This is a genomic window from Ramlibacter ginsenosidimutans (assembly GCF_016654015.1).
Classification (GTDB): Bacteria; Pseudomonadota; Gammaproteobacteria; order Burkholderiales; family Burkholderiaceae_C; genus Ramlibacter; species Ramlibacter ginsenosidimutans.
This window is the reverse complement of record NZ_JAEPWM010000001.1, coordinates 742143-766560: the sequence shown is the minus strand read 5'-3', so window position 1 is coordinate 766560 and position 24418 is coordinate 742143. Positions and strand designations below refer to the sequence as shown.

The window sequence follows — 24418 nt, the reverse complement described above, 5'->3', positions numbered from 1 at the left end:
CGCCCCACACCATGAACGCACTCCTCTCCGTCTCCGACAAGACCGGCATCGCCGAACTCGCTCGCGCGCTGCACGACCTGGGCGTTCGCCTGATCTCCACCGGCGGCACGGCGAAACTGCTGGCCGAACAGGGGCTGCCCGTCACGGAAGTCGCCGAGCTCACCGGCTTCCCGGAGATGCTGGACGGGCGCGTGAAGACGCTGCATCCGAAGGTGCATGGCGGCCTGCTGGGCCGGCGTGACCACCCGGACCACGTGGCGGCACTGCACCGGCATGCGATCACGCCGATCGACATCCTGGTGGTGAACCTCTATCCCTTCGAGCAGACCGTCGCGAAGCCGGGCTGCACGCTGGAAGACGCCATCGAGAACATCGACATCGGCGGCCCGGCCATGGTGCGCAGCGGCGCCAAGAACTGGCAGGACGTCGCGGTGCTCACCGACGCGTCGCAATACGCGCAGGTGATCGCGGAGCTGAAGGCCTCCGGCGGAGTCTCGCGCTCGACCCGGTTCATGCTGGCGGTCGCTGCCTTCAACCGCATCAGCAACTACGACGCGGCGATCAGCGACTACCTTTCCTCGCTGCAGCCGGACGGCACGCGCTCGCCGTTCCCGGCGCAGGCGAACGGCCGCTTCGTGAAGCTGCAGGACCTGCGCTACGGCGAGAACCCGCACCAGCAGGCCGCGTTCTACCGGGACCTGCATCCGGCGCCGGGCTCGCTGGTGGCCGCGCAGCAGCTGCAGGGCAAGGAACTCTCGTACAACAACATCGCCGATGCGGATGCGGCCTGGGAGTGCGTCAAGGGCTTCGACACACCGGCCTGCGTGATCGTGAAGCACGCCAATCCTTGCGGCGTCGCCGTCGGCAAGGACCCGCTGGAGGCCTATGCCAAGGCCTTCCAGACCGACCCGACGTCGGCCTTCGGCGGCATCATCGCCTTCAACCGCACCGTCGATGGCGCGGCGGCCCAGAAGGTGCGCGGCCAGTTCGTCGAGGTGCTGATGGCGCCCGACTTCACGCCCGAGGCGCTCGCCCTCTTCAAGGAACGCCCCAATGTGCGCCTGCTCCGGATCGCGCTGCCTCCCGGCGGCACTACGGCCTGGGAGCAGGGCCGCAACCTCATGGACATCAAGCGCGTGGGCTCGGGCCTGCTGATGCAGACCGCCGACAACCGCGAAGTGACGCTAGCAGAGCTGAAGGTGGTCACGACCCGCCAGCCCAGCCCGCAGGAACTGCAGGACCTGCTGTTCGCGTGGAAGGTGGCCAAGTACGTCAAGTCCAACGCGATCGTGTTTTGCCGCGATGGCATGACCATCGGCGTGGGCGCGGGCCAGATGAGCCGCGTCGACTCCGCGCGCATCGCCGCGATCAAGGCGCAGAACGCGAAGCTGGAGATGAAGGGGACGGTGGTGGCGAGCGACGCCTTCTTCCCCTTCCGCGACGGCCTCGACGTGGTGGTGGATGCCGGGGCGACCTGCGTGATCCAGCCTGGCGGCTCCATGCGCGACCAGGAAGTCATAGACGCTGCCAACGAACGCGGCGTGGCGATGGTGTTCACCGGCGTTCGGCACTTCCGCCACTGATTCGCCCGTCCCCTTTGCGGGGCGCGGCGGCTTGCCCTATAAACGGCGCCGAGGCTGCGGCGGGATGGTCCTGCCTGGCGCTCACGCCGGAGACCGTGCCGACATGGCCGATTCGCTGAACGCAAACTCGCTGGGGATCGTGGAGTCGGTGATCATGGGCATCGCGGGCACCGCGCCCGCCTACAGCATCGAGATCACCACCTCCACCATCATCGGCACGGCCGGCACGCTCTCGCCCGCCAGCATCCTGGCGTGCGGGCTGATCATGTTCGGCATCGCGTTCGCGTTCATCCACCTGAATCGGGCGATGGCCAACGCGGGCACCTCCTTCGCCTGGGTGACGCACGTGTTCGGACCGGCGCTCGGCTTCCTTGCCGGCTGGGCCCTGCTGGTGCTGTGCTGCGTGTTCATGGTGTCCGCGATGATCCCGGCCGCCAACGCCACGCTGCTGATCGTGCGCCCCGACCTGATGAACGACGTGCACTACGTCACCTTGATCGCCGCGGCCTGGCTGACCTTCGTCAGTGCGGTGGTGGTCAAGGGCATCAAGCTCACCAGCTACGTGCAGGTGGCGATGACCCTCGTCGAGGGCGTGATCCTGCTGGTGATCATCGTCATGGCCTTCGTCACCTTCCCGCACGCGCCCGTGCACCCGTTCTCGTGGCACTGGTTCTCGCCGTTCGCCTTCACGCCGGCGGGCTTCGCCTCCGGCGCGCTGGTGGCGATCTTCTTCTATTACGGCTGGGACGTGACCATGAACCTGAGCGAGGAGACGCGCGACCCGAGCCGCACGCCGGGGCGGGCGGCCTTCTGGTCCATGGTGTTCCTGATGGTGTTCTTCCTGGTGTTCATCGTGATCACCTTGCTGGGGCTCACCGAGGCCGAGATCCAGCACTACAACACCAACATCATCTTCGCGATCGCCGAGAAGGTTCTCGGCAAGACCTGGGGCTACATCGCGATCGTGGCGGTGCTGCTCAGCACGGTAGGCACGGTGGAGACGCAGATGCTGCAGTTCACGCGCACGCTGTTCGCCAAGGGCCGAGCAGGCGCGCTGCACCACCGCTACTCGCGCCTGCACCCGCGCTGGCAGACGCCGCACATCGCGATCTTCTTCATCTGGGTCGCGGGGCTGGTGCTGCTGTTCGTGTCCTCGTACCTGCCCACCATCAACGTCATCCTGCAGGACTCGATCACGGCGATCGGCTTCCAGATCTGCTTCTACCTCGGGCTCACCGGCCTGGCCTGCGCCTGGTTTTTCCGGCGCAGCCTGGGCGACGGCGTGCTGCCGGCGCTGACGCGCGTGCTGTGGCCCGCCGCGAGCGGCCTGTTCATGTTCTTCATCGCGCTCTACAGCATTCCCACGTTCGACTGGGTGACGAACCTGGTGGGCATGGGCGGCATCGCGATCGGCGCGATCCCGCTGTTCCTGAACCGCAAGAAGATCTGGAAGGTCGCGGCCGCCGGCTGAAGCGTCCCGCGCCTCAGGCGAGCGTGCGGAACACCTCGCGCGCGGCCTGCACCGTCCGGGCGATGTCGTCGTCGCTGTGCGCCGAGCTCACGAAGCCGGCTTCGTACAGGGCCGGAGCGATGTACACGCCGCGATCGAGCAGGCCGTGGAACAGCTTGCCGAAGCGGGCGGCGTCGCTGCGCATCACCTGCGCGTAGTTGTGCGGAAGCTGCGGCAGCAGGAAGAAGCCGAACATGCCGCCTTCGCAATCGCCCGAGAAGGCCACGCCCGATTCCGCCGCCGCAGCCTGCAAGCCGTCCACCAGCGCGCGGGTCTTCTGCCCCAAGGCCTCGTAGAAGCCCGGCTGCGCGATCTCCCGCAAGGTGGCCAGGCCGCAGGCGGTGGCGACCGGGTTGCCCGAGAGCGTACCGGCCTGGTACACGGGGCCGAGCGGGGCGAGCTTTTCCATCAGCGTGCGCGGACCGCCGAAGGCCGCCAGCGGCATGCCGCCGCCGATCACCTTGCCCAGCACGGTCATGTCCGGCGCGAAGCCGGGGAGGGCCCGCGCGTACACGCCTTGCGCGCCGGTGAGCCCGACGCGGAAGCCCGTCATCACCTCGTCGAACACGAGCAGCGCACCGTGCTGCGTGCACAACTCGCGGCAGCGCTGCATGAAGGGCACGCTGGCGCGCACGAAGTTCATGTTGCCGGCGATCGCCTCGATGATCACGCACGCGAGGTCGGCGCCGTGCGTCGCGAAGGCTTCCTCCAGCTGCGCGATGTTGTTGTATTCGAGGACCAGGGTGTGCTGCACGACTTCGGCCGGCACGCCTGCGCTTGTGGGATGGCCGAAGGTGGCCAGGCCGGAGCCGGCCTTCACCAGCAGCGCGTCGGCGTGGCCGTGGTAGCAGCCCTCGAACTTGATGATGCGGTTGCGCCCGGTGGCGCCGCGCGCGAGCCGGATCGCGCTCATGGCCGCTTCGGTGCCCGAGCTCACGAGGCGCACCATTTCCACGGACGGCAGGTGCCGCGCGATTTCCTCGGCCAGTTCGATCTCGCGTTCGGTCGGCGCGCCGAAGGAGAAGCCGTCCCGCACCGCCTGCTGCACGGCCTCGACCACGCGCGGATGCCCGTGGCCCAGGATCATCGGACCCCAGGACCCGATGTAGTCGATGTAGCGCTGGCCGTCGGCGTCCCAGAAGTACGCGCCCTGCGCGCGTTCGATGAAGCGCGGCGTGCCGCCCACCGCGCGGAAGGCGCGCACGGGCGAGTTGACGCCGCCGGGGATCAGCGCGCGGGCGCGCTCGAAGAGTTCTGCGTTCTTGTCAGTGGCCATGGGACGGGTCCGGTCGCGCGCGCGCCGCGCCGCGCTCAATGCTTGGTGTCGTGAGCGGGCAGGTCGAAGCCTTGGCCGCCGCCCGGTTCGTCGTCTTCGCCCTCGCCGGCGCCGGGCTGCGCCCAGAACATCCGGTCCGGCACCACGTTGCCCATGCCGGGCCGGAAGCCGCCGTCGAGGCAGCGATCCAGGTAGGCGAGGGCTTCGACCGCGGCCGCCGCGAGGTCGGCGCCGCCGGCGACGAGCGCGGCCAGCGCCGCCGAGAGCGTGTCGCCCGCGCCGGAGAAGACCGCGTCGAAGCGCTCGAACTTCTCGCTCGCGAGCACGGCCTGCGGGGTGGCGAGCACGTTCTCGACGAACTGGTCGGGCAGCGGCACGCCGGTGACCAGCGTGTACGGCACGCCCATGTCGGCGGCCGCCTTGGCGAGGTCGCGCGCGGATGGACTGCGGTCGTTGTTCCACTCAGGCAACAGCCAGCGCCACAGCGTGCTGTGGTTTCCTACCAACACGGTGGTCTGCGGCAACATGAGCTCGCGGAAGGCATCTTCGTAGAGATCCGTCGGGCCTTCGTCCCACCAGGAAAGTGCCGGCATGTACGACACGACGGGCACGTCCGGATAGTCCGCCGCGATCTCCGCGATGGTGCTCAAGGCCTCGGGGCTGCCCGCGAATCCGACCTTGATCACCTGCACCGGCACGTCCTCGAGAATCGTGCGCGCCTGCTCTGCGACGGCCTCTTCGTCGAAGGCGAAATGATCGAAGATCTCGCCGGTGTCGCGCACGTACGCACCGGTCACCACGGGCAGCGGATGCGCGCCCACGGATGCGATCGCGGTGATGTCGGCGGCGAGTCCGCCGGCACCGCTCGGATCGCTTGCGTTGAACACCATCACGCAGGCAGGACCGTCGTCCTCGCTCTCCGGTTCGGAGGGCTTCGTCTGGATGGGTGTGGAATTCGTCATGGGCCCGTGATCTTCAACGCGAGGCCTCTGCGTGAGAGGTAGGCAAAGGGCCTAGATACAATCGTTGCATTCTAGACGAAGGCCCTTTAAGCTGTGACCGAGACGACGACCAAGACCTGGATGTGCCTGATTTGCGGGTGGATCTACGATGAAGCCGCAGGTTCGCCAGAACATGGCATCGCCCCCGGAACTCCGTGGGAGCAGGTGCCGATGAACTGGACCTGTCCCGAGTGCGGGGCGCGCAAGGAAGACTTCGAGATGGTCCAGATCTAAAAAACCACGAGAAGCGGCGCTGGGACGCCCCACAGGGGATGCCGCACCTCGAGCAGTAACAAGTGAGGAGAGGCTTCACGTGAGCACCACTGGATTGAAGGTGTTGGTGATCGATGACAGCAACACCATCCGGCGCAGTGCGGAGATCTTCCTGAAGCAGGGCGGCCACGAGGTGATGCTGGCCGAAGACGGCTTCGACGCCCTGTCGAAGGTCAACGACTACGAGCCCCACCTGATCTTCTGCGACATCCTCATGCCGCGGCTCGACGGCTACCAGACCTGCGCGATCATCAAGCGCAACGCCAAGTTCTCCTCCGTTCCCGTCGTGATGCTGTCCTCCAAGGACGGCGTGTTCGACAAGGCCCGCGGCCGCATGGTCGGCTCGCAGGACTACCTCACCAAACCTTTCACGAAAGACCAGCTGCTGCAGACCGTGCAGCAGTTCGGCGCCGCCAAATAAGAAGGAGAGATGCGATGGCCATCCGCAAAGTGCTCGTTGTGGACGATTCCAAGACCGAGCTGATGTTCATGACCGACCTGCTGCAGAAGAACGGGTTCGCCGTGAAGACGGCCGAGAGCGCCGAAGACGCCTTCCGCCGCCTCGGCGAAGAGAAGCCCGACCTGATCCTCATGGACGTGGTGATGCCCGGCCAGAACGGCTTCCAGCTCACGCGCGCCATCACGCGCGATCCGCAGTTCGCCGACGTGCCCATCATCATGTGCACGAGCAAGAACCAGGAAACCGACCGGGTGTGGGGCATGCGCCAGGGCGCGCGCGACTACATCACCAAACCGGTGGACGCCGCCGAGCTCATGGCCAAGATCAAGGCCCTGGGCTGACAGCGGCACCCCGCAGCAAGCCTCCATGGCCAACCGCGAAGCCCTCCGCGAGCTGCAAAGCCGGCTGGCCAGCCGCCTGCAAGCCGCCCGCACCGAGGGCGTGCAGGCGGGCTGGCTCGCGGTCGAAGCCGCGGGCAGCAAGTACCTCTTCCCGCTGAGCCAGTCGGGCGAGATCTTCCCGTTCACCTCCGCGCAGCAGGTGCCCTACACGCAGGCCTGGTTCCTGGGTGTCGCGAACCTGCGGGGCGGCCTCTTCGGCGTGGTCGACCTCGCCAGCTACGTTACCGGCCAGGCGCCGCAGCTGCGTTCGGACGCGCTGCGCGCCGAGTCCCGGCTCGTCGCGCTCAATGCGCTGCTCGACGTGAACTGCGCCTTGCTGGTCGACCGGCTCGCCGGCCTGCGCAACACCGACGCCTTCGTCTCGTCCAACGACGCACCCGAGGGCTCGCCGGCGTTCTTCGGCAGCGGCTACACCGATGCCAACGGTGCGTACTGGCAGGAGATCAACCTGCAGGCGCTCTCGCAAGAACCCCAATTCCTGAGCATCAGCGCTTAGACCTTCCCGAAGGCACACCATGTCTGTCGTTTTTTCCCTGAAGCACCTGTTCGGCAAGAGAGCGCAAGATTCGGCCGACCCGTCCGTCACGCAGGAACTGAGCCTCGGCGCGCCCGACGCGACCACCGCCACCATCGAGGCCGGCAGCTCGCAGGACGACTCGACCACGCTGGGCGAGGAGGAGTCGATCTCCGAGCAGGTCGATCCGGCGGAACTGATTTCGGTCCCGGTACTGGGCCGCCGCACCACGGCCACCCACCAGCGCATCCTGTTCACGCTGCTGTCCCTCTCGCTCGTGGTGCTGGGCTCCGTCGCGATCTACGCGGTGAACCAGGCCGACAAGGTCGCCCAGCAGGTGGCCGGCACCGGCAGCTCGCTGATGCAGTCGCAGCGCCTTGCCAAGTCGGTGTCGCAGGCGCTGATCGGCAGTCCGCAGGCCTTCCCCGACGTGAAGGAGTCGGCGCAGGTGCTGGCGCAGACGGTGCGCGGCCTGAAGAACGGCGACCCCAACCTGCGCCTGGCGCCGGTCTCGCAGGACCTGCAGCCGCAAATCGACAAGATCGTGCCGCTGATGCAGCGCGCCGAGAAGAACGCGAACACGGTGCTGGCGCAGCAGAAGATCCTGACGCAGGTGGGCACTGCGCTGCGCACGATCAACCGGCAGTCCTCCGACCTGCTGGAGATCGCGGAGACGGTGTCCTCGCTGAAGCTGCAGCAGAACGCGAGCGCGGCGGAGATCTCCGCGGCGGGCCAGCTGGTGATGCTGACGCAGCGGATCGGCAAGTCGGCGAACGAATTCCTGACCATGGAAGGCGTGTCGCCCGAGGCCGTGTTCCTGCTGGGCAAGGACCTGAACTCGTTCCGGGAAATCGCCCAGGGCCTGCGCGATGGCAGCCCCGAACTGCGGCTGGCCGGCTCCAAGGACGAACAGGTCCGTGAACGCCTGGACGCGCTGCTGAAGCTGTACGAGCAGACCCGCACGCAGGCCGGCGCCATCCTGGGCAACCTGCAGGGCCTGGTGTCCGCGCGGGAAGCGCAGGCTTCGATCATCGCGGACTCCGAGCCGCTGCGCCGCGCGCTCGAAGACGTGCAGGGCAGCCTGTCTGCGCAGACCGGCCTCGGCGCCGGCGCGTTGCTGGCCCTGGCGATCTCCTCGCTGTTCGCCATCGGCTGCGCGATCGGCCTCGCCTACGTGCAGCTGCAGGACTCGCGCAACCGGCAGGAACGCGCGGAAACGATGCGCCACGAAGCCGAGCGCCAGGAGCAGGAAGCCAAGCGCGTGAACGACGCCAACCAGGCGGCCATTCTTCGCCTGATGAACGAACTGCAGTCGGTGGCCGAAGGCGACCTGACGCAGGAAGCGACGGTGACCGAGGACATCACGGGCGCGATCGCCGACTCCGTGAACTACACGGTGGAAGAACTGCGCCAGCTGGTGGGCGCGGTGCAGAACACGGCCACGAAGGTGGCGCAGACGACGGCGCAGGTGGAGTCGACCTCCACCGAACTGCTGGCGGCTTCGACCGAGCAGCTGCGCGAGATCCGCGAAACCGGCCAGTCGGTGCTGGACATGGCCGGGCGCATCAACACGGTGGCCGGTCAGGCGCAGGAATCCGCCCAGGTCGCGCGCCAGTCGCTGAAGGCCGCCGAGTCGGGACTCAGCGCGGTGCAGAACGCCATCGGCGGCATGAACGCCATCCGCGACCAGATCCAGGAAACGTCCAAGCGGATCAAGCGACTCGGCGAGTCGTCTCAGGAGATCGGCGAAATCACCGAACTGATTTCCGACATTACCGAACAGACCAACGTGCTGGCCCTGAACGCCGCCATCCAGGCCGCGTCGGCCGGTGAAGCGGGACGCGGCTTCTCGGTGGTGGCCGAGGAAGTGCAGCGGCTGGCCGAACGCTCGGCCGACGCGACGCGCCAGATCTCGGCGCTCGTGAAGGCCATTCAGACCGACACGCAGGACGCGGTGGCCGCCATGGAGCGCTCCACGCAGGGCGTGGTGGAAGGGGCGAAGCTGTCCGACAACGCCGGTACCGCGCTGACGGAAATCGACCAGGTGTCGCGCCATCTCGCCGAGCTGATCGAGCAGATCTCGACCTCCGCGTCGCGCGAAGCCGAATCGGCCAACGTCGTGGCCGGCAACATCCAGCACATCTTCGCCGTGACGGAGCAGACCGGAGAAGGCACTCGCTCGACGGCCCAGCAGGTGCGGGAACTGACGCGGATGGCGGAAGAACTGCGTCAGTCGGTGTCTCGATTCAAGATTGCGTGAGTTGCAAGGGACTAGGTGCTAGGGGCTAGGGGCTAGGGAAAAGCCAGCCAGACCCCCGCCCCCTAGACCCTAGCCCCTAGACCCTAGCCCCTAGACACATGCAAGCAGCCCAAGAAATCGATCTGGCGAACAACGACCTGGGCCCCCTGGCCTGGGTGCTGGACGAACTGCGCAAGTCGCTCGAGTCCGCCTCGTCGGCGCTGCGCCGCTTCGTGCGCGATGCCGCGCAGGCGCGCGGCGAGGACCTCACCAACGTCGACAACGGCCACCTGCGCATCGCGCGGCAGCACATGCACCAGGCCGTCGGTGCCCTGGAGATGGTGGGGCTGGGCGCGCCGGCGCGGATCCTGCGCGTCATGGAAGGCGCGGCGCAGAAGTTCATCGAGCGCCCCGAGCTGTGCACCGAAGCTGCGGCCGCCAAGGTGGAGCGCGCGGGCTTCGCGCTGACCGAGTACCTCGAGGCGCTGCTGGGCGGCAAGAAGGTGTCGCCGCTGTCGCTGTTCCTGCAGTACAAGGACGTGCAGGACCTGTGTGGCGCCGCCGCGCACCCCACCGACCTGTGGACCTACGACTGGCGCTGGAACGACTTCCCGGTGCCGGCGCCCGCCGAGTCCCTGCAGTACGACCCGTCCGTGCGCGCGCGCATGGACCAGGCGGTGCTGCGCATCGTCAAGGCCGCCGACCCCGCCGCCGGCCGCGAACTCGCCGACATCAGCCTGGCGCTCGCGGCTTCCCAGGAAGCGAAGCAGGCCAAGGTCTTCTGGAAGGTGGCCGCCGGCTACTTCGAGGCGATCGCACTGGGACTGCTGCCGCCCGACGTGTACGTCAAGCGCGGCGCCTCCCGCGTGCTGCTGCAGTACGCATCGCTCGCCAAGGGCGACACCAGCGTGTCGGACCGGCTGGCGCAGGACCTCGCGTTCTTCTGCGCGCAGGCGGTGCCGCCGCAAGGCCCCGCAAGCGCGACGCTCGCGGCGGTGCGCCACGGCCTCGGGCTCGAGCAGTCCACGCCGGCGGACTACGCGAGCAGCCCGTTCGGCCGCTTCGATCCCATGCTGCTGACGCAGCTGCGCAAGCGCATCGGCGTCTCCAAGGAAAACTGGTCCGCGCTGTCCGGCGGCGAGGCGCACAAGGTCAAGGGCGTCGGCGAACAGTTCCACTCCTTGTGCGACACGCTCGTGAAGCTCTATCCGGCCGCGCAACCGCTGGCGCACGCCATGTCCGGCGCGGTGGATGGCGTGATGAAGAGCGGCAAGCCGCCGAGCGCGGAACTCGCGATGGAAGTCGCCACCGCGGTGCTTTACCTGGAGGCGGCCTTCCAGGACATCGACCCCAGCGACCAGAGACTGTCCGAGCGCACCGCGCGCCTGGCCGAGCGGCTGGACAAGGTCGCACGGGGCGGCGCGCCCGAGCCGCTGGAGTCCTGGGTCGAGGACCTGTACCGGCGCGTGAGCGACAGGCAGACCATGGGCAGCGTGGTCGGCGAATTGCGCGGCACCATGGGCGAACTGGAAAAGCTGCTGGACCAGTTCTTCCGCAATCCCGCCGACAAGGGGCCGCTGCGCGACGCACCCGCCTTCCTCTCGCAGATGCGGGGCGTGCTCTCGGTGCTGGGCCTGGACCAGGCCGCGCAAGCCGTGCTGCGCATGCGCGAAGCGGTCGAGAACATCATCGTCACGGAAGTGGACGAGGAGCAGGCGCGCAGCGCCGGCACCTTCGACCGCCTTGGCAACAACCTGGGTGCGCTGGGCTTCCTGATCGACATGCTGAATTACCAGCCTTCGCTGGTGAAGAAGCTGTTCGTGTGGGACGACCGCACGGGCGAGCTGCGCCCTCTGATGGGACGCGCCGAAGTGCCGGCGATGCCGGCGCGGGCTGCGCCGCGGGCCGAGCCGTCCGCGCCCGCTGCAACCGCCGCACCCGCCGCACCCGCCACGGCGCTGGAGTTGCCGCCCCTCGACTTCGCGCCCGCCTCGGCCGGCGTTGCAGCTGCGGCGCCTGCGAGCGCGCCGGCGGCCGCCCAGCTCTCGTCCGCGCCTGCCGCAGCCCCGACGACGGGCGACGATGAGGGTGACGAGGAACTGCGCCAGATCTTCCTGGAAGAAGCACGCGAGGTCGTCGTCAACGGACTGGCCGCGCTGCGGGTGCTGGCCGAAGAGCCGAAGAACGTGGGTGAGCTCACGACGCTGCGCCGCGCGTTCCATACGCTCAAGGGCAGCTCGCGCATGGTGGGCCTCAACGAGCTCGGCGAAGCCGCGTGGGCGCTGGAGCAGGTGCTCAACACGTGGCTGGCCGACCAGAAGCCCGCGACCGACGCGCTGCGCGTCCTCTCCACCGAGGCGCTGACGGCCTTCGGGCGCTGGGTCGAGGACATCGCCGCGAACAGCGACTCCGGCTGGAAGGCGTCCGACTTCCGCGTTGCAGCCGATGCGATGCGCACCGAGGGCAAGCTGCTGCCCATCGAGACGCCGGACGCGGGCGCTGCGGTCACGGGGCAGGAGCCGGCGCTCGAGTTGCCGCCGTTCGAAGAGCAGGCGAGCGAGCCCGCGGCGAACGACTCCGGGCCGGCTGCGGCCGACCTGCCGGATCTCGGCTTCACGATGGAGCTGGCACCCGCAGCCGAAGCGCCTGCGCCGGTTGATGACGGGATGTTCAGCATCGAACTGCCGGACCTGGAGCCTGCGGCCGGATCGCCGCGCGCCACCGAGGTCGCCGAACTGTCGGCCGACGAACTGCCGCCGGAGTTCGCGGCGGACTTCGCCGCGACGGCGATCCTGGGCAAGGAAGAGCCTGTGGCGCATGCCCCGCGTGCCGCTGCCTCGGAACCGCAGGCGAGCCAGGAGCTGATCGCCACGGCCGTCCTGCCGCCCATGGGCCTGGATGAAGCGCCGCCCGCGGCGCTGCCGGAACAAGCGCCGGACGAGATCGCCGGGATCGATTTCGCCAGCCTGTCCGCCGTTGCCGGTCCGTCCACGCCTGCCGCCAACGCGATACCGTCGGCGGACGTGCCGATGTCGCCGCTGGACGACTTCCGCTTCACCACGCCCGCGGGGCTGGAGACGGAGTTTCCTGCGATCGACTCGGTCCGCGTCGCTCCCGGGCTGGAGCCCGAACCCGAACCCGAAGCGACACGCGAAGAACAGGTGAAGGTGATCGGGACGCTGCGCATCGGCATCCCGCTGTACAACGTCTATCTCAATGAGGCGGACGAGTGGTCGCGCCGGCTCGCCACCGAAATCAGCGAGTGGGCGCTGCAGATGGACGAGCGCGTCGCCGACTCCACGGTGGGGTGGGCACACGCGCTCGCAGGCAGTTCCGCCACCGTCGGCTTCCAGGCGCTCTCGGAGATCGCCCGCGCCATGGAAGGCGCACTGCAGCACACCCAGACCCTGGCGAACGGCACGCCGGCGCATGCGCGGACCTTCACCGAGGCGGCGGAAGAAGTGCGCCGCCTGCTGCACCAGTTCGCCGCCGGCTTCCTGAAGCAGCCCGAGCCGCGCCTGCTGGCGGAGCTGCAGGCGCTCAAGCACGCCGAAGGCGAGCCGCGCTCGGAGCTGGCGAGCGAATTTCCCCCGGCGGACGATTTCGAGTACCAGCCGGCCGCCGAGCCCGCGAAGGTCGCTGCACCGGCCGCGCCCGTGCGGCCGCCCGTGGCGCACGGGCCGATTGCGCAGCCCGCGGCACTCACGGCCAGCGTGGCGCAGCGCGCACCGCTGGTGGCGGTCGACACCGAGGAAGAACTCGACGTCGTCGATGCAATCGATCCCGACCTGTTCCCGATCTTCGAGGAGGAGGCCGCGGAACTGATGCCGCAGTTGGGCGGCGCCTTGCGCGCCTGGGCCGCGCGCCCCGAGCAGCGCGAGCCGCGCGACCTGGTGCTGCGCGTGCTGCACACGCTCAAGGGCAGCGCCCGCCTCGCCGGCGCCTTGCAGCTGGGCGAGCTCGCGCACCGCATGGAGTCCGAGGTCGAATACCTCGGCCACGAAAACATCGCGCCGGCGGACATCGAAGCGCTGCTGCAGCGGTTCGATGCCATGCAGGGCCGCTTCGACACCCTGAAGGCCACTGGCGGCTTCGCGCCGGCCGAGCCGCCGGCGGCCGCGCCCGCTGCGGTGCCGGCGCCGGCGCCGGTCGCTGGCGTGAAGTCGGCGGAAGTGCCGCGCCCGGCACCGCCAGAGCAAGCCGCGCCGGCTGCGGCTGCAGCCAATGGGCCCGCACCCGCACCCGCGCCCGCAGCCGCGATGCCGCCGTCGCGCACCGCGATTGCGATCGCGATGCCGGTGACGACCGCACTCGCGCCCGCGCGGCAGGCTGCGAACCAGGCCGTGCGCGTGCGCTCGCAGCTGCTCGATCGCCTGGTCACGCAGGCCGGCGAGGTGATGATCACCCGCTCGCGCCTGGAGTCGGAGCTCAAGCAGCTGCGCGGATCGCTGGGCGACCTCACGGGCAACCTCGACCGCCTGCGCGCCCAGCTGCGCGAGATCGAAGTGCAGGCCGAGTCGCAGATGCAGTCGCGCATGGCGCAGGCCAAGGACACCGCCGCCGGCTTCGACCCGCTGGAGTTCGACCGGTTCACCCGCGTCCAGGAGCTCACGCGGCTGATGGCCGAATCGGTGAACGACGTGGCCACGGTGCAGCGGAGCATCCACCGCGTCGTGGAAGCGACCGAAGACGACCTGATCGCCCAGGCGCGCCAGACCCGTGAACTGCAGCGCGACCTGCTGCGCACCCGCATGGTGGAGTTCGAGGGCATCTCGGACCGCCTGTACCGCGTGGTACGCCTGGCCGCCAAGGAAAGCGGCAAGCAGGTGAAGCTGGACATCCTGGGCGGCACGATCGAGATGGACCGTGGCGTCCTCGATCGGATGACGCCTGCGTTCGAACACCTGCTGCGCAACTGCGTGGCCCACGGCGTCGAGACGCCGCAGGCGCGCGCCGCGGCCGGCAAGGACGCCACCGGCAACATCGTCATCCAGGTGCGCCAGGAGGGCAACGACGTCTCGGTCGAATTCCAGGACGACGGCGCCGGCCTCGACGTCGCGCGCATCCGGCAGAAGGCGATCGAGAACGGCCTGATCCAGCCGAACCAGCAGCTCTCCGACGCCGACGCGGCCAACCTGATCTTCCTGCCCGGCTTTTCCACGGCGCAGCAGGTGACGGAGCTCGCCGGTCGCGGCATCGGCATGGACGTGGTGCGCGCCGAAGTGAACGCGCTCGGCGGCCGCATCGAGACGGCCACGCAGAGGGGGCGCGGCACGAGCTTCAAGCTGGTGCTGCCGCTGACCACCGCGGTGACGCAGGTGGTGATGATCCGCACCGGCAAGCTGTCGATCGGCGTGCCGGCCAACCTGGTGGAGCTGGTGCGCCGCGGCAGCCTGAAGGAAGTCCAGCAGGCCTACAACAGCGCCAGCTTCGAGTTCGCCGGCGAGCAGCTGCCCTTCTTCTGGTCGGGCGCGCTGCTGCAGTCGTCGGCGCGCAGCACAGAGCCGCAGGGCAAGACCTTGCCGGTGGTGATCTTCCGCTCGGCCGCGCAACGCATCGCGGTGCACGTGGACGAAGTGCTGGGCAACCAGGAAGTCGTGGTGAAGAACCTCGGCCCGCAGATGTCGCGCCTGCCCGGCCTTGCCGGCATGACCGTGCTGGCCTCCGGTGCCGTCGTGCTGATCTACAACCCGGTGGCGCTGGCGCAGGTGTACGGCGAGCAGGCCCGGGCGCTGAGCGCCGATCATGCGAGCCCCGACGTGCTGGGCGAAGGCGCCGTGCGCGTCGTGACGCCCGCCACGCCGGCCGCACCGGTGGCGCCGGCGGTGCCGCTGGTGCTGGTGGTGGACGATTCGATCACCGTGCGGCGCGTCACGCAGCGCCTGCTGGTGCGCGAAGGCTACCGCGTGGCGCTCGCCGCCGATGGCCTGCAGGCGCTCGAAAAACTGGCCGAGGAACTGCCGTCGGTGGTGTTGTCGGACATCGAGATGCCGCGCATGGACGGCTTCGACCTCGCGCGCAACATCCGCGCCGATGCGCGCCTGGCGCACCTGCCGATCGTGATGATCACCTCGCGCATCGCCGAGAAGCACCGCGAGCACGCCAAGGAGCTGGGCGTGAACCACTACCTGGGCAAGCCCTACTCGGAAGAAGAGCTGCTGAGCCTGGTGAAGCATTACTGCACCCAGGCGGTCGCGGCGTAACGCCGGCTGGAGGACGAGAAACGCGCCCCCGGGGGCGCGTTTCTGTTTGGTGGGCTGGTGGTTTCTGCTTGGTACGCCGGTGTTCTGCTCGGTACGCGGGTGGGTTCTCCTTCGTAGGCTGGCCGGTGAGCGAAGCGAACCCCAGCTTGCGGCGCTCCCTGCATCGCTGGGGTTCGCCTGCGGCTCACCGCCAGCCTACGAATCCCGCTCCTTGACGACGGAATAGCGCCGCAGCGTCTGCTCCCGCGCCTGCGCGTGGTCGACGATGGGCAGCGGATAGTCCTTGCCCAGCGTGATGCCCGCAGCGGCAAGGTCCACCGGCCGCGCCTTCCACGGCGCGTGCAGCACCTTCTCCGGCAAGCCTGCAAGTTGCGGCAGGTAGCGCAGCACGAACTTGCCATCGGGGTCGAACCGCTCGCCCTGCGTCACGGGGTGGAAGATGCGGAAGTACGGCTGCGCGTCGCAGCCCGAGGAACTGGCCCATTGCCAGCCGCCGTTGTTGGACGCGAGCTCGTAGTCGTTGAGCTTTTCCGCGAAGTAGCGCTCGCCCCAGCGCCAGTCCAGGCCCAGGTCCTTGCACAGGAAGCTCGCCGTCACCATGCGCAGGCGGTTGTGCATGTAGCCGGTCTGGTTGATCTGCGCCATGGCCGCATCCACCAGCGGGTAGCCGGTGCGTCCTTCGCACCATGCGGCGAAGTGCGCTTGCGCCTGCGGCCCTTGCTCCCACGCAATGCGGTCGTAGGCAGGACGGAAACTCTCGCCCCGGCCCACCTGCGGGAAGTTCGCCAGCACCTGGAAGTAGAACTCGCGCCAGACCAGTTCCTTTAGCCAGGTCGCGGCACCCGGGCTGTCGTGGGCGCGGGCGGCGCGCACCAGTTCGCGGATGGAGACCCTGCCGAAGCGCAGATGCACGCCCAGGTAGCTGGGTCCCTTCACCGAGGGCAGGTCGCGCAGCTCCTCGTAGCGGTCCATGCGCTGCGCGAAGGAGCGCAGCAGTTCGGCGGCGCCGGCGCTGCCGGTGGGAAGCTTCAGGGACCGCAGGTTGGTCGGCTCGAACCCGAGCTGCGCCAGCGCCGGCACGTCGGTGGCGAACCCCTCGGGCCGGGGCGCCAGGCGCGCAGCGAACTCGCGGACCGGGTGCGGGCGCAGGTCGGCCTCGTCCACCTTGGCCAGCCAGGCGCGGCTGTAGGGCGTGAAGACGGAGTAGGGCGCCCCGGCCTGCGTGAGCACCTCCCCGCGCTCGAACACGACCGTGTCCTTAGAGGTGTGGAAGGCGATGCCGTCCGCGGCGAGGCGCTCGCGCACGAGCTGGTCGCGCGCGAGCGCCGCCGGCTCGTCGTCGTGGTTGGCGAACACCGCCTGCACGCCCAGCCGGCGGGCCAGCGCCGGGAGCGCCTCGGCCGCGCTGGCGTGCAGCGTGATGAGCCCGCAGCCCGGGCCGCCGAGCGAGCGCAGGTCGGCGTCGAGCGCGGCGGCGGACTCCCGGATGAATTCCAGCCGCCTGTCCTGCCGAGGCAACTCATCGAGGATGGCGCGGTCGAACACGAAGGCGCAGTGGACCGCGGCGGCGCTGCGAAGGGCCTGCGACAGGGCAGCATGGTCATTCGCCCGCAGGTCGCGGCGGTACCACAGCAGGGCGCGGGCGTACGGTGTGTCCATCCACTTAAAATCTACCTCATGGCGAACGAAGCCGATTCCATGAACCTGACGCATCACTTCCTGATCGCCATGCCGGGGCTGCAGGACGCGTCGTTCGCGCGCTCGGTCGTCTACCTGTGCGAGCACAGCTCGCGCGGCGCATTGGGCCTGGTGATCAACAAGCCCACCGACATCAACCTGCGCAACCTGTTCGAGAAGGTGGACCTGCCGCTCGGGCGCGACGAGCTCGCGGCCACGCCGGTGCTGCAGGGCGGCCCGGTGCAGACCGAGCGCGGCTTCGTGCTGCACGAGGCCGTACACGCAGAGGGCGCCGACGCGGGCGAATCGGTGTACGCGTCGACCATGACCATCCCCGGCGGACTGGAGATGACCACCTCCAAGGACGTCCTGGAGGCCATCGCCACCGGCGCGGGCCCGCGCAAGCTGCTGGTCACCCTGGGTTATTCCGCCTGGGGCGAGGGGCAGCTGGAGTCCGAGCTTGCCGAAAACAGCTGGCTCACGGTGAGCGCCGACACCAGCGTCATCTTCGACACGCCGATCGAGCAGCGTTACGACAAGGCCTTGTCGCTGCTGGGACTGCAATCCTGGATGCTGTCGCCGGGAGCAGGCCACGCATGAGTGCCGGCCCGGTACCCGACGTTCCGCCGCAGTTCCAGACCTTTCTCGCTTTCGATTTCGGCCACAAGCGCACCGGCGTGGCGGTGGGCAACCGCATGCTGCGCACCGCCACCCCGCAACCCACCATCCGCGCCGAAGGCAGCGATGCGCGGCTGGCGCAAGCCGAGGCGCGGGTGCGGGAATGGCAGCCCGATGCGCTGGTGGTCGGCGTGCCGTTCCATCCGGACGGCGCCAGCCACGACAATACGGCGCGTGCGCGCAAGTTCGCCCGGCAGCTGCGCGGGCGCTGCGGCAAGCCGGTGTACGAGGTGGACGAGCGCTACAGCACCACCGAAGCGCTGGCCGCCGGCGCCCGCGATGCCGACGCCGGCGCGGCCTGCGTCATCCTGGAACAGTTCCTGAGGAGCCTGCCTTGAAACCCGCTACCACCAGCGGCGCGCTGACGCTCGACGCCGAAGCCTTGTACCGCGACCTGTTGCGCGGCGTGCAGCAGTTGCGTCGTCCCGATACGCGCCTCGCCGGTGTCACTTCGGGCGGCGCGTGGCTGGCCGAGCGCCTGCAGAAGGACCTGGCGCTGCCCGGCCGGCCCGGCGTGCTCTCGTCGGCGATGCACCGGGACGACTACACGCGGCGCGGGCTGTCGGCCACGGCGCAGACGCAGTTCGACTTCGACGTCAACGGCGCCCACATCCTGGTGCTCGACGACGTCCTGTACACCGGCCGCACCATCCGCGCGGTGCTGAACGAGCTGTTCGACTACGGGCGGCCCGCCTCCGTGGCGCTGGCGGTCCTGGTGGACCGCGGCGGCCGCGAGCTGCCGATCCAGGCCGACTACGCTGCCGCCCGCGTGAGCCTGCCGCCCGACCGGTCGCTGGCTCTCGCCCGCGACGCGAGCGGCCTGTTCACCTTCGAGCTCGAGCAGGCCAGCTGAGAACGACATCCATGCTGCACAAGAGAAACCCCCAACTGAACGGCCACGGCGAGCTGATCCACCTGCTCTCCATCGAAGGGCTGCCGCGCGAGATCATCACGCACATCCTCGACACCGCGTCCAACTTCGTCAGCGTCAGCGACCGCGAAGTGAAGAAGGTCCCGATGCTGCGCGGCAAGAGCGTGTTCAACCTGTTCTTCGAGAACAGCACGCGCACGCGCACCACCTTCGAGATCGCGGCGACGCGGCTGTCGGCCGACGTCATCAACCTGGACATCGCGCGTTCGTCCACCGCCAAAGGCGAGTCGCTGCTGGACACGATCGCCAATCTCTCGGCGATGGCGGCCGACATCTTCGTCGTGCGGCACAGCGAGTCGGGCGCGCCGTACCTGATCGCGCAGCACGTCGCGCCGCACGTGCACGTGATCAACGCCGGCGACGGCAGGCACTCGCATCCCACGCAGGGCCTGCTGGACATGTACACCATCCGGCACTACAAGAAGGACTTCGCCAACCTCACGGTGGCGATCGTCGGCGACGTGCTGCACTCCCGTGTCGCGCGCTCCGACATCCACGCGCTCACCACGCTCGGCTGCGCCGAGGTGCGCGTCGTCGGCCCGCAGACGCTGGTTCCGGGCGACATGCGCGAGATGGGCGTGCGGGTGTTCCACTCGCTGGAGGAGGGCATCCGCGGCTGCGACGTCATCATCATGCTGCGCCTGCAGAACGAGCGCATGAGCGGCGCGCTCCTGCCGTCCTCGCAGGAATTCTTCAAGCGCTACGGCCTCACGCCGGAACGCCTGACGCTGGCGAAGCCCGACGCCATCGTGATGCATCCCGGCCCGATCAACCGCGGCGTGGAGATCGACTCCGCCGTCGTCGACGGCAAGCAGAGCGTGATCCTGCCGCAGGTGACCTTCGGCATCGCGGTGCGCATGGCCGTGATGGGAATCGTCGCCGCCAACACGCGGGAGATTTCCTGATGAAGATCCTGATCCGCAACGGGCGCGTCATCGACCCGGCCCGCAACTTCGACGAGATCGGCGACGTCGCGATCGCAGCGGGACGCATCATCGGCGTGCGCCAGATTCCCGAGGGCTTCAGCGCCAACCGCGTGCTCGATGCGCGCGGCTGCATCGTCGCGCCCGGCCTGGTGGACCTCGCCGTGCGCCTGCGCGAACCGGGGCACGAGCACGAGGGCATGCTGGAAAGCGAAATGGCCGCGGCCGTCGCCGGCGGCGTGACGAGCGTGGTGTGCCCGCCGGACACCGACCCGGTGCTCGACGAGCCCGGCCTGGTGGACATGCTCAAGTTCCGCGCCGAAAAGCTGCACCAGGCGCGCGTGTTCCCGCTCGGCGCGCTCACACGCGGTCTCGCCGGCGAGGTGCTTACCGAGATGGCGGAGCTCACCGAGTCGGGTTGCGTCGGCTTCAGCCAGGCCGAGGTGCCGCTGCAGAACACGCAGGTGTTGCAGCGCGCGCTGCAGTACGCATCGACCTTCGGCTACACCGTGTGGCTGCGGCCGCAGGAATACCACCTGGGCAAGGGCGTGGCCGCCAGCGGTGCGCTCGCCACCCGGCTCGGACTCTCGGGCGTGCCCGTCGCCGCGGAGACGATCGCGCTGCACACCATCTTCGAACTCGTGCGCGGCTCGGGTGCGCGCGTGCACTTGTGCCGCATCAGCAGTGCGGCGGGCGTCGCGCTGGTGCGCCAGGCCAAGCAGGAGGGGCTGCCGGTCACCTGCGACGTGAGCATCAATTCGCTGCACCTCACCGACGTGGACATCGGCTACTTCGACAGCCGCATGCGCCTGTCGCCGCCGCTGCGCCAGCAGCGGGACCGCACCGCCCTGCGTGAGGGGCTCGCCGACGGCACGATCGACGCGCTGGTCTCGGACCACACGCCGGTGGACGAGGATGCGAAGACACTGCCCTTCGCGGAGGCCGAGCCGGGCGCCACCGGGCTCGAGCTGCTGCTGGGACTGGCGCTCAAGTGGGGCCAGGAAGACGGCGTGGGGCTGCCGCGCGCGCTCGCCGTGCTCACGAGCGAACCCGCGCGCGTGCTGGGCCCGGCGCTCGGCACCTTGCAGGCCAGCGCCGGCCAGCTCGTCGAAGGCGGCATCGCCGACCTGTGCATCTTCGACCTGCAGTCGCACTGGACGGTCAGCCCGGATCGGCTGCGCAGCCAGGGACGCAACACGCCGTTCTCGGGCCACGAGCTTCCGGGCGCGGTGCGCTATACGATCGTCGGCGGCCAGCTGGCGTACGACGCCACTCCGCAGGGGTGAAGGCCCTGGGCGCCGTCGGCAAGCTGGCGCGCGCGCTCGCGCATGCGGCGGGCGGATGGATCACGGTCACCTTCCGCTTCCCGCGCTGCTCGCCGGCACAGCGCGAAGCGACGGTGCAGGCCTGGGCCGGGCAGATGCTGCGCATCCTGGGTGTTCCGTTGCGGGTGGAGGGCTGCCCGCCGGCGGAAGGTCCCCTGCTGCTGGTGTCCAACCACCTGTCGTGGCTCGACATCCTGGTGCTGCATGCGGCGCGTCACTGCCGCTTCGTGTCCAAGTCCGACGTGAAGCACTGGCCCCTGATCGGCGCACTGGCGACCGGCGCGGGCACGCTGTACATCGAGCGCGAGAAGCGGCGCGACGCGATGCGCGTGGTGCACCACATGGCGGAGAGCCTGCGGGCCGGCGAGATCGTGGCGGTGTTTCCGGAGGGCACCACGGGCGATGGGGAGGACCTGCTGCCCTTCCACGGCAACCTGATCCAGGCCGCGATCTCCGCGGAGGTGCCGGTGCAGCCGGTGGCGCTGCGCTTCGTCGATCGGCGGACGGGACAGGACTGTCCGGGGCCGCTCTACCTGGGCGACGACACGCTGCTCGCCTCGGTGTGGCGCACCCTGGCGGGTCCGCCCTTCGAGGCGCATGTGCGTTTCGGCGAACCGGAAACCGCGCAGGGCCGCGACCGCCGCGCGTGGGCGCACGACCTGCGCGAAGTTGTCGCCCGATTGCGGGAGCGCGCGTAAGCGGCCGGCGGGTCAGGGCTCGTCGCTCGCCATCGGCCGGTCGGCCGGCTTGCGGAAAACGACTTCGCCGGTGGGAACGTGCACAACGCGGATTTCGCTGCTGCCACTGAAGCTTTTCGCCGCGATGCTGACCGCCAGCGCGCGATCGCTGACCGCGAACTGCCGCGAGCCCTGCGCCGGCCAGAAGCGCCCGGCAATCGGTTGCGTGCTTTCGATGCGGTAATCAGCAGCGGTCATGGGGCGGGTCTCCTTCTGCATCGCGTGTCGCGGTCTCCGGGGTCCATGCTAGGAGACCTTCGTGACACTGTGAAGACGCAGCGGTGCAAATCCGCCCGCAAACCTGTAATCCTTCGCAATGGTGCGGCGCAAAATCAAAGCAATCCCCGCGCCACCGGGTGAGGCGAACTGCGCAGGCCGCCACCAGCGAAATGCGCAAGGTCAGCGCGCGAGCGCGCAGGTTCAGCCGAGCGTGGAGGGGCGCGTGTGCAGGCCCGTGGTGGCCCAGCGTGACCGCGTCGGCTTGGAGCCGGTAGCGAACTTGCAAGAGCGCGGCGCGGGCTTGCCGGTGCGCCGCTCGGCCATCACGGCGTCGAGCTCCCAGCGCAGGTCGACCACCCGGCGATGGTCCTCGTGCAACTGGCCGACCGCGTGGTTCAGCGCCTGCGCCGTGCGACAGCGGCTGCTGCCGATGCTCGTGGCGCGCACGCGGCAGTCGGCAGCAAGCCGCGCCAGGTCCGCGGATTCGGTCGTCCGCGGCAGCGAGAGCAGGTCCACCTCGATGGATTGCGCCACCTGGACGATCTCCTCGGCCAGGCGCCCGACGTGTTCCTGCCGCTGCCTGCGCCGGCGCTGCGTGCGCAGGATCCAGAACGCGCCCACTGCCGCGGCAGTGGCTGCCGCGATCCACTGCGCGAAGCGCTCGAGACTCTCATGCATGATCATCCAGGGTTCCTGTCGGATGCGATGGGCGCATTGTGGTCAGCGCGCGTGCGTTTGCGCCGCGCCATCCGTTCGCGGCTGCGGCATTCGTCACGGTTACTGCATGTAACCACAGCCCAGCCGTTGGCGGCGCGCGTCGGTCGTGCAACGATTCGCCCATGCGCAGCAATTACAAGAACGCATGGCAGTGGATCGGGCGCAGGTTTGGCAGGCACCGCGCCGTCGCGACCCCGGAGTACCAGACCGATTACCAGACCGACTACCAGGCGCTGGGGCATGCATCGGGCGGCCTGGAGGCCGAATACCAGAGGCTCGTCGAGCACCATCTGCATCGCTGGGGCGTGGATGCGTCCTGTGCCACCGTCGACATCCAGGTGGAGAAAAGGCGCGGCCGCAAGGACGTGTTCGTGGCGACGGTGTGCATCGAAGCGTGGGAACGCAACGCGGTCCTGCGCGTGCTCCTCGGCCTGCCGCTCCTGGACAAGAAGATCCGCCAGGCCGTCTCGGCGCTGTGGCTTGCCGATGTGAGCGAGTTCCGGGGTGTGCTGCTGAAGGTCTCGCCGGCGCTGCATGAAGCTGCGGCCTCTGCCGAACTGCGCGAGCTGCTCGTGAGCCTCACGGGCACAAGATCCTCGGCGCACCGGCGCCGGGCGACTTCCGTCGCGGTCGAGGGCTAAGCAGTCGGGACTGGCGGACGAGGGGATCGGGCAGGGCAGCGAGGATAGCCTTACGCTCCGCTGCCGCCTGCGCGCAGGCGCCCTTCCAGCGCCCTGCCGATAGAGCGCCAGAGCGAGACCGGCGAGCAGCCGAAGCGGAGGGCGCTCCGCCAGCGCGCGCGAGCCGGCATCGTGAGCATCCATGTGCTGGCACTTTCGCGGCTCGGCATGGGGAACGAGCGCACGGCTGCCGCGGCCGGACTGCGGCTCGACTTTCGCATGGAGCGCGACGAAGGTTCGCGCTTGACGGCCGCTGCCAGCGCCGCGGATCGCACGCACGCGGACCGCTCCTGGTGCGCAACGAATGCGTGAAGCGCGTCCTCGACGCCGGACTCCGACAGGTGCTGGATCCTGCTGCGCGGATCCACGACGCCACCTGCAGCCTGCGCGAGCTGTTCGCATGCGAGCAGCAACTGCTGGCGCTCTGCACCTTCGGGCACTCTGGCCAGGATGCACTTCGTGCTGTCCGTCACCGCAAGCACGAGGGATGCGAGCGCGACCAGTTCCTGCTCGATGGCGTACCGATAGCGCGTCCGCCTGAGGAACAGACTCGACATGCCGGCGGCCGCATGACCCGCTGCTCGCTGCACCGCGCTGCTATTCATGTTCCCGTGCAGGCATGTGGCCGTCTTGCAGTTTCTGCACTGCGCCAAGAAAGACCATCACGAACTTCTTGCTGCGTCCCTTCATCCAGTAGCACTGCGCAAGCTCGCCGTTCGAAGCAATTTCGTCGATCACTAGATCGCGGTGCTGGTCCTCCACGAATGCGCGCACGACATCGCCCTTGCGAAACTGGTTGTTCATTGTGCTTTCCACCAACCAGCCAATATACGAGTAGTTACCTAAAACACGCTTTGAGAGCGATAACTTTGCATGCTTTTCGGTACCTGTTCACTCTCGCGACCGGCCGTCTTCTTGCGGCTGCCGTTCGGTCTCCTGTGCGTTGAAGCCACTAGCGGCCTCTCGGGGAGAGACTTTGCGCAGCGAGGACTTGCGGCCGGCCTTCGGCACCAGCGAGCCCCGTCCGTTGCTCGTGTGCCCGCGACCCGCTGGCACCAACGGGCCCTAGTC

22 protein-coding genes are annotated in these 24418 nt (G+C 69.0%); 15 read left to right on the top strand and 7 right to left on the bottom strand.

Features of this window, described 5'->3' with window-relative positions; all coding sequences use genetic code 11:
- Positions 1–11 precede the first annotated feature (11 nt).
- Positions 12–1583, top strand: coding sequence for a bifunctional phosphoribosylaminoimidazolecarboxamide formyltransferase/IMP cyclohydrolase (gene purH, locus JJB11_RS03745; protein WP_201166546.1), 1572 nt, complete (start codon positions 12–14; stop codon positions 1581–1583).
- A 103-nt stretch (positions 1584–1686) separates the two neighbouring features.
- Positions 1687–3054, top strand: a complete 1368-nt coding sequence (locus tag JJB11_RS03740; RefSeq protein WP_201166545.1) for an APC family permease — start codon at positions 1687–1689, stop codon at positions 3052–3054.
- Between the two features lie 13 nt (positions 3055–3067).
- Here JJB11_RS03740 and hemL read toward each other — a convergent pair whose 3' ends face one another.
- On the bottom strand, positions 3068–4369 hold the full coding sequence (gene hemL / locus JJB11_RS03735) for a glutamate-1-semialdehyde 2,1-aminomutase (RefSeq protein ID WP_201166544.1): 1302 nt from the start codon (positions 4367–4369) through the stop codon (positions 3068–3070).
- A gap of 35 nt (positions 4370–4404) precedes the next feature.
- Complete coding sequence (gene thiD, locus JJB11_RS03730; protein WP_201166543.1) at positions 4405–5331, bottom strand: bifunctional hydroxymethylpyrimidine kinase/phosphomethylpyrimidine kinase; 927 nt, start codon at positions 5329–5331, stop codon at positions 4405–4407.
- A 120-nt stretch (positions 5332–5451) separates the two neighbouring features.
- On the opposite strand from thiD, the gene JJB11_RS03725 reads away from it, so the two are divergent.
- The 6 genes from JJB11_RS03725 to JJB11_RS03700 all read left to right on the top strand — a co-directional run bounded on the left by JJB11_RS03725 (position 5452) and on the right by JJB11_RS03700 (position 15460).
- Positions 5452–5604, top strand: a complete 153-nt coding sequence (locus JJB11_RS03725) for a rubredoxin (protein ID WP_201167035.1) — start codon at positions 5452–5454, stop codon at positions 5602–5604.
- Between the two features lie 79 nt (positions 5605–5683).
- Entirely contained in the window at positions 5684–6064 is a 381-nt protein-coding gene (locus JJB11_RS03720; protein ID WP_201166542.1) for a response regulator, read from the top strand.
- A 14-nt stretch (positions 6065–6078) separates the two neighbouring features.
- Positions 6079–6444: a response regulator transcription factor gene (locus JJB11_RS03715; RefSeq protein WP_201166541.1), complete on the top strand. Its 366-nt coding sequence runs from the start codon at positions 6079–6081 to the stop codon at positions 6442–6444.
- Between the two features lie 25 nt (positions 6445–6469).
- On the top strand, positions 6470–7000 hold the full coding sequence (locus tag JJB11_RS03710; protein ID WP_201166540.1) for a chemotaxis protein CheW: 531 nt from the start codon (positions 6470–6472) through the stop codon (positions 6998–7000).
- A 19-nt stretch (positions 7001–7019) separates the two neighbouring features.
- A complete protein-coding gene (locus JJB11_RS03705; protein ID WP_201166539.1) occupies positions 7020–9278 on the top strand; it encodes a methyl-accepting chemotaxis protein in 2259 nt (752 codons plus the stop codon).
- A gap of 98 nt (positions 9279–9376) precedes the next feature.
- On the top strand, positions 9377–15460 hold the full coding sequence (locus JJB11_RS03700; RefSeq protein ID WP_201166538.1) for a hybrid sensor histidine kinase/response regulator: 6084 nt from the start codon (positions 9377–9379) through the stop codon (positions 15458–15460).
- Positions 15461–15655: 195 nt separating this feature from the next.
- On the opposite strand, the gene JJB11_RS03695 is transcribed toward JJB11_RS03700, so the two are convergent.
- Positions 15656–17119: a cryptochrome/photolyase family protein gene (locus JJB11_RS03695; protein WP_201166537.1), complete on the bottom strand. Its 1464-nt coding sequence runs from the start codon at positions 17117–17119 to the stop codon at positions 15656–15658.
- A gap of 18 nt (positions 17120–17137) precedes the next feature.
- On the opposite strand from JJB11_RS03695, the gene JJB11_RS03690 reads away from it, so the two are divergent.
- From JJB11_RS03690 to JJB11_RS03665, 6 genes are read left to right on the top strand one after another with little or no spacing between them, the layout of a single operon-like run.
- Positions 17138–17737 carry a YqgE/AlgH family protein gene (locus JJB11_RS03690; RefSeq protein ID WP_201166536.1) on the top strand — a complete coding sequence of 200 codons (600 nt, stop codon included), beginning with the start codon at positions 17138–17140 and terminating at the stop codon, positions 17735–17737.
- The gene (gene ruvX, locus JJB11_RS03685; protein ID WP_201166535.1) at positions 17734–18153 is read left to right on the top strand and encodes a Holliday junction resolvase RuvX; all 420 of its coding nucleotides are present in this window, start codon (positions 17734–17736) and stop codon (positions 18151–18153) included. The genes JJB11_RS03690 and ruvX overlap by 4 nt, the downstream gene beginning before the upstream one ends.
- Complete coding sequence (pyrR, locus tag JJB11_RS03680) at positions 18150–18668, top strand: bifunctional pyr operon transcriptional regulator/uracil phosphoribosyltransferase PyrR (protein WP_201166534.1); 519 nt, start codon at positions 18150–18152, stop codon at positions 18666–18668. Before ruvX ends, pyrR begins: the two co-directional genes overlap by 4 nt.
- Positions 18669–18679: 11 nt before the next feature.
- Positions 18680–19651, top strand: coding sequence for an aspartate carbamoyltransferase catalytic subunit (locus JJB11_RS03675; RefSeq protein WP_201166533.1), 972 nt, complete (start codon positions 18680–18682; stop codon positions 19649–19651).
- Positions 19651–20955: a dihydroorotase gene (locus JJB11_RS03670; protein ID WP_201166532.1), complete on the top strand. Its 1305-nt coding sequence runs from the start codon at positions 19651–19653 to the stop codon at positions 20953–20955. Before JJB11_RS03675 ends, JJB11_RS03670 begins: the two co-directional genes overlap by 1 nt.
- Entirely contained in the window at positions 20952–21692 is a 741-nt protein-coding gene (locus JJB11_RS03665) for a 1-acyl-sn-glycerol-3-phosphate acyltransferase (protein WP_201166531.1), read from the top strand. The genes JJB11_RS03670 and JJB11_RS03665 overlap by 4 nt, the downstream gene beginning before the upstream one ends.
- 12 nt (positions 21693–21704) lie before the next feature.
- Here JJB11_RS03665 and JJB11_RS03660 read toward each other — a convergent pair whose 3' ends face one another.
- Together JJB11_RS03660 and JJB11_RS03655 are read right to left on the bottom strand one after the other, a co-directional pair.
- On the bottom strand, positions 21705–21950 hold the full coding sequence (locus JJB11_RS03660) for a hypothetical protein (RefSeq protein WP_201166530.1): 246 nt from the start codon (positions 21948–21950) through the stop codon (positions 21705–21707).
- A gap of 201 nt (positions 21951–22151) precedes the next feature.
- Positions 22152–22628, bottom strand: coding sequence for a hypothetical protein (locus tag JJB11_RS03655; protein ID WP_201166529.1), 477 nt, complete (start codon positions 22626–22628; stop codon positions 22152–22154).
- A 161-nt stretch (positions 22629–22789) separates the two neighbouring features.
- On the opposite strand from JJB11_RS03655, the gene JJB11_RS03650 reads away from it, so the two are divergent.
- Positions 22790–23308 carry a hypothetical protein gene (locus JJB11_RS03650; RefSeq protein ID WP_201166528.1) on the top strand — a complete coding sequence of 173 codons (519 nt, stop codon included), beginning with the start codon at positions 22790–22792 and terminating at the stop codon, positions 23306–23308.
- A 50-nt stretch (positions 23309–23358) separates the two neighbouring features.
- Here the strand turns inward: JJB11_RS03650 and JJB11_RS03645 are convergent, their stop codons facing one another.
- Together JJB11_RS03645 and JJB11_RS03640 are read right to left on the bottom strand one after the other, a co-directional pair.
- Positions 23359–23952 carry a hypothetical protein gene (locus JJB11_RS03645; protein ID WP_201166527.1) on the bottom strand — a complete coding sequence of 198 codons (594 nt, stop codon included), beginning with the start codon at positions 23950–23952 and terminating at the stop codon, positions 23359–23361.
- Positions 23945–24151, bottom strand: a complete 207-nt coding sequence (locus JJB11_RS03640) for a hypothetical protein (protein ID WP_201166526.1) — start codon at positions 24149–24151, stop codon at positions 23945–23947. Before JJB11_RS03640 ends, JJB11_RS03645 begins: the two co-directional genes overlap by 8 nt.
- Positions 24152–24418 lie beyond the last annotated feature (267 nt).

Coding starts and splice junctions, on each gene's coding strand:
- purH (WP_201166546.1), top strand. CDS start 12: ATGAACGCACTCCTCTCCGTCTCCGACAAGACCGGCATCGCCGAACTC.
- JJB11_RS03740 (WP_201166545.1), top strand. CDS start 1,687: ATGGCCGATTCGCTGAACGCAAACTCGCTGGGGATCGTGGAGTCGGTG.
- hemL (WP_201166544.1), bottom strand. CDS start 4,369: ATGGCCACTGACAAGAACGCAGAACTCTTCGAGCGCGCCCGCGCGCTG.
- thiD (WP_201166543.1), bottom strand. CDS start 5,331: ATGACGAATTCCACACCCATCCAGACGAAGCCCTCCGAACCGGAGAGC.
- JJB11_RS03725 (WP_201167035.1), top strand. CDS start 5,452: ATGTGCCTGATTTGCGGGTGGATCTACGATGAAGCCGCAGGTTCGCCA.
- JJB11_RS03715 (WP_201166541.1), top strand. CDS start 6,079: ATGGCCATCCGCAAAGTGCTCGTTGTGGACGATTCCAAGACCGAGCTG.
- JJB11_RS03710 (WP_201166540.1), top strand. CDS start 6,470: ATGGCCAACCGCGAAGCCCTCCGCGAGCTGCAAAGCCGGCTGGCCAGC.
- JJB11_RS03705 (WP_201166539.1), top strand. CDS start 7,020: ATGTCTGTCGTTTTTTCCCTGAAGCACCTGTTCGGCAAGAGAGCGCAA.
- JJB11_RS03700 (WP_201166538.1), top strand. CDS start 9,377: ATGCAAGCAGCCCAAGAAATCGATCTGGCGAACAACGACCTGGGCCCC.
- JJB11_RS03695 (WP_201166537.1), bottom strand. CDS start 17,119: ATGGACACACCGTACGCCCGCGCCCTGCTGTGGTACCGCCGCGACCTG.
- JJB11_RS03690 (WP_201166536.1), top strand. CDS start 17,138: ATGGCGAACGAAGCCGATTCCATGAACCTGACGCATCACTTCCTGATC.
- ruvX (WP_201166535.1), top strand. CDS start 17,734: ATGAGTGCCGGCCCGGTACCCGACGTTCCGCCGCAGTTCCAGACCTTT.
- JJB11_RS03675 (WP_201166533.1), top strand. CDS start 18,680: ATGCTGCACAAGAGAAACCCCCAACTGAACGGCCACGGCGAGCTGATC.
- JJB11_RS03670 (WP_201166532.1), top strand. CDS start 19,651: ATGAAGATCCTGATCCGCAACGGGCGCGTCATCGACCCGGCCCGCAAC.
- JJB11_RS03660 (WP_201166530.1), bottom strand. CDS start 21,950: ATGCAGAAGGAGACCCGCCCCATGACCGCTGCTGATTACCGCATCGAA.
- JJB11_RS03655 (WP_201166529.1), bottom strand. CDS start 22,628: ATGCATGAGAGTCTCGAGCGCTTCGCGCAGTGGATCGCGGCAGCCACT.
- JJB11_RS03650 (WP_201166528.1), top strand. CDS start 22,790: ATGCGCAGCAATTACAAGAACGCATGGCAGTGGATCGGGCGCAGGTTT.
- JJB11_RS03645 (WP_201166527.1), bottom strand. CDS start 23,952: ATGAATAGCAGCGCGGTGCAGCGAGCAGCGGGTCATGCGGCCGCCGGC.
- JJB11_RS03640 (WP_201166526.1), bottom strand. CDS start 24,151: ATGAACAACCAGTTTCGCAAGGGCGATGTCGTGCGCGCATTCGTGGAG.